The sequence below is a fragment of the Acinetobacter sp. WCHAc060006 genome (genome assembly GCF_004209135.1).
Taxonomy (GTDB): domain Bacteria; phylum Pseudomonadota; class Gammaproteobacteria; order Pseudomonadales; family Moraxellaceae; genus Acinetobacter; species Acinetobacter cumulans.
Genome location: NZ_SGSS01000063.1, coordinates 1 through 4,240 on the forward strand (window position 1 = coordinate 1; position 4,240 = coordinate 4,240).

Consider the following 4,240-nt stretch of genomic DNA (forward strand, 5'->3'; position numbering starts at 1 on the left):
AGCTCAATTAGGGGCGCTTTGCATTTCAAATCTTTGTGCAACAAAGCCGTGCAAAAGTGTTTTGAGGAAGCAGTATTCTGGTGCAATTACAGAAGACACAAGGCAATTATGAATACGTGCTATCTGCCCTGCCTTCTGAAGCTAGAAAGAAGGAATCATGTTTTTTTAAAATTAATGATAATTATTATCAATTAAAAATTAAGATTTATCAAGCTTGTGTTTTAAACATCTTTGCCTTAGCAGCATGACATAACACTATGTTTTAAAAAATTTTAATTGTTGTTTAATTTAATATAAATCTTCTAAAGTCAAATATTTAAAAAACATTAGATATAAATTTTCTTTGCCAAGAATAAAACCTTATACATGGTAGGTCTTTGGTAGGTGTATTTTTTTTAAGCGCTATTGAATACTCATTTTAGGGTAAGCATCACCCATAACAATGATGATAAATAATGGTAGAAGGAATCGCACCATGGCTTTTAAAAATATTGCAGATCAAACAAACGGTTTTTACATCCCTTGTGTTTCACTTTTCGGCCCAGGCTGTGCCAAAGAAATTGGTGCAAAAGCACAAAATCTCGGTGCCAAAAAAGCATTGATCGTCACCGATGCTGGCCTGTTTAAATTTGGCGTCGCGGACACCATCGCAGGCTATCTGAAAGAAGCTGGCGTAGATAGCCATATTTTCCCTGGCGCAGAACCTAATCCGACCGACATTAACGTGCATAATGGCGTAAAAGAATATAACGACCAAGGCTGTGATTTTATTGTGTCACTGGGTGGTGGTTCTTCACATGACTGTGCCAAAGGCATTGGCTTGGTAACCGCAGGTGGTGGCCATATCCGTGATTATGAAGGCATTGATAAAAGCACCGTGCCTATGACACCGTTGATTGCGATTAATACCACTGCGGGTACGGCTTCAGAAATGACACGTTTCTGTATTATTACCAACACAGACACGCACGTAAAAATGGCTATTGTGGACTGGCGCTGTACCCCACTCATCGCAATTGATGATCCAAAACTCATGATCGCAAAACCTGCTGCGCTTACAGCAGCAACAGGTATGGATGCCCTTACACATGCGGTCGAAGCTTATGTATCTACAGCAGCCAACCCAATTACCGACGCTTGCGCAGAAAAAGCCATCAGCATGATCAGTGAATGGCTGAGCCCAGCTGTGGCAAATGGTGAAAACCTAGAAGCACGTGATGCGATGAGCTATGCACAATATCTTGCAGGTATGGCTTTTAACAACGCATCATTAGGTTATGTACATGCAATGGCGCATCAATTAGGCGGTTTCTACAACCTACCACATGGTGTCTGCAATGCCGTATTACTACCGCATGTATGCGAGTTTAATTTAATCGCTTGTCCAGACCGCTATGCCCGTATTGCGCAGTTGATGGGCGTAAATACAGACGGACTGACTATCAATGAAGCAGCCTTTGCAGCCATTGATGCGATACGTGCACTGTCTGCATCTATTGGTATTCCTTCTAGCTTGTCAGAGCTTGGCGTAAAAGAACAAGATCTCAGCGTTATGTCTGAAAATGCGCAAAAAGATGCCTGCATGCTGACCAACCCACGCAAAGCAACACATGCACAAGTGGTCGATATCTTTAAAGCCACATTAAAGCCAAGCGCAACTGTACAGAGCTTTAAAGCAGCAGGCTAAGCAATAAGTACTCTCCCACCCCAACTGCACTTTAAGCGCTTAATCCATTCATCGCGCGCTTAAAGTGCTTTTTAGCTTTGCTGTTGACAAAATTCCATAGTTCATCAAGGATGAGAGGCATCCGCGGCAATAAAAACAGAGCAAAATATGTCAGCAGTCCACACCTCTCCAACCTATCAGCCCAATCACCTTGGTACAGGCTATGAGCAAACCACTTTAAACTTTCCAGACGATTTTGAAGGTGCTGTTACAGCGACTTTAGTTTGAAAAAAAGCCGACACAGCTACAAAAAAAGCCGTTTTATACATTCATGGTTTTATTGATTATTTTTATCAGACTGAAATGGCTGAGCAGTTTAATCAGCACGGTTTCGATTTTTATGCACTGGATTTACGTAAATACGGGCGCTCAATTCTGCCACATCAAAAATATTATAATGTGCGTGACATTAGCGAATATGATGCGGAAATTGATCAAGCGCTCGAGATTATTGGCACCGAAAGCCATGATGAAGTTTTGCTCTGTGGGCACTCTACAGGTGGTTTAACTACGACCTTATATGCATCACATCATCCGAATCATCCGCTGATTAAAGCGCTCTGGGTCAACAGTCCTTTTTATGATTTCAATATGAATCCAATTAAGCGCAAATTGGGTGTGCCACAGTTGAGCCGTGTTGGAAAATTATTTCCAGATTTACAATTTCCCAGCGAACTCCATAAATGGTATACCGCTAGCCTACATAAGGATTTAAAGGGCGAATGGGACTTTAGCCTTGACTGGAAAAAAAGCAAATATCCAATGGTTCGTCTGAGTTTTGTTACTGCTATACATGAAGCGCAAAAAGAAATTCATCAAGGTGTGCAAATCGATGTACCAGTATTGGTGATGCACTCACATCAAACCAAGAATCCACGTAAATGGGGCAAAGATGCGCAAAGTAGCGATGTGATTTTAGGCGTCAAAGACATTCAAAAATATGCTGAGAAAATTCAGGGTGATGTCAGTATTCAAAGCATTAAAAATGGCTTGCATGATTTGGTGCTGTCCGAAAAATCCGTACGACACAATGTCTATCAGCAACTATTCAACTGGCTGGACAGCAAAGGGCTGTAATACTACAACTTAGTTACCGTTGAATGCTTTGCTCCGAAGTAGATGCTGATGCACGGGATGATTCTTCGGCATCAACTCAATCAATCTTTCTACTGCATCAACGGCTTCTGGAAAACGCGCGACGTGCTTGAGCAACACATCGGTTTCATCGGCCTTAAAAATTGCATCACTCAAACGTGACTCTAAGCAGTCACGCCATGCACATAAAAACGGGCTTTCAGTTTTTGCTAAAAATACGCCCGAACATAACTTTAAAGCCGACTCAGTATAGCCTGCATCCAGTGCTTGTTCTGCCTGTAAAAAATCTGCCTCCACGTTGGCTAAAATTCGATATGGCCGTGAGCCCAGCATGCCTCCCAGCACATCACGTAGCTGTGACATTTCGGCCTTTAAAGTGCCTATACTAACTTTGCGCTCACCATATAAAGCCTGATGTAAAGTATCTAAGGTCATGCCCTGCGGACAGAGTGCAAGAATGGTTAAAATTTCAATTTGGCGCGGTGTCATCACCAGCATTTTGCCGTTAAACAAAACCTGTGAAGCTGCGAATGCACGGATATATAACTGCTGTTGATGTTGTTCGAGTAATGCCGCCTGCACAATGGACGCACAGCGTTCAGCAGCCAGCAAACCTAAGCTGTTGTGATGTTGCCATGTGGTCGATAAGTCAATCACGCCCAACACTTGTTTTGAATAGGGATCAATAATTGGTGCTGCATAGCAGACCCAGTCATGAATGGAAGTCATATAGTGTTCATTGGAAAACACACAGCTGGATTGTTGCGTCTTTAGCGACAATGCCAAAGCATTGGTTCCAACCAATTCTTCTTTCCACTGTCCGCCCTGCATAAAGTGCACGCTTTCGGCAGCGCTTTGCATTTGCCGACTGGATGCACTCCAGACAATGGTGCTCCCCACATCGCCCACAGCCACAACCATTGATGACTGCTCAGCAATATGTTTCAAGTCGTCTGCGCAGCGATTTAGAGCGCGTTGCAATGCATCGGGCACTTGCTCCCTATCTTGTTGCAGTGGCGCTGCAATTCTGTCTTTAGGAATAGCTGCAGAATGTGATCTGCGCCACGAACTATGAATACTCTGTCCCAGCTGTTCCGCATGCTGTGGCGAGAGGCTATTACTTTGTCTAAACTGTTCTATTTGCTTACGTTTTTCAATTAAATTTTTCATCTCTGCCATCCTAGAGTTTCTCAACTCGGGTTGATTATTGTTATGCCATCCTCTTTGCCTTGTAACGTTTTTTGTCAGCCACTTGTAAACAGACCAACAACCAACCTTTTTCCAACCTTATAGTAAGTATGCTAATCAAATAATGTGCAAAAGTACCTTATACCAAAGCTGTATACGCTTGGTGACAGAAAACATCATAATAAACAAAGGAATATATGTATGCGTTACGCAGATCCAAATACAGACGGC

Annotated in this window: 2 protein-coding genes and 1 pseudogene; 2 read left to right on the forward strand and 1 reads right to left on the reverse strand. The window is 42.6% G+C overall.

Annotated elements, in window-relative coordinates:
- Window positions 1–475 precede the first annotated feature (475 nt).
- The gene (mdh, locus tag EXE29_RS17030; protein WP_120365107.1) at window positions 476–1,687 is read left to right on the forward strand and encodes an iron-dependent methanol dehydrogenase; all 1,212 of its coding nucleotides are present in this window, start codon (window positions 476–478) and stop codon (window positions 1,685–1,687) included.
- 147 nt (window positions 1,688–1,834) lie between these two features.
- Window positions 1,835–2,803 (forward strand): annotated as a pseudogene (locus EXE29_RS17035) (alpha/beta hydrolase).
- Between the two features lie 9 nt (window positions 2,804–2,812).
- On the opposite strand, the gene EXE29_RS17040 reads toward EXE29_RS17035, so the two are convergent.
- On the reverse strand, window positions 2,813–4,000 hold the full coding sequence (locus EXE29_RS17040) for a sigma-54-dependent transcriptional regulator family protein (RefSeq protein WP_120365108.1): 1,188 nt from the start codon (window positions 3,998–4,000) through the stop codon (window positions 2,813–2,815).
- Between the last annotated feature and the right edge of the window lie 240 nt (window positions 4,001–4,240).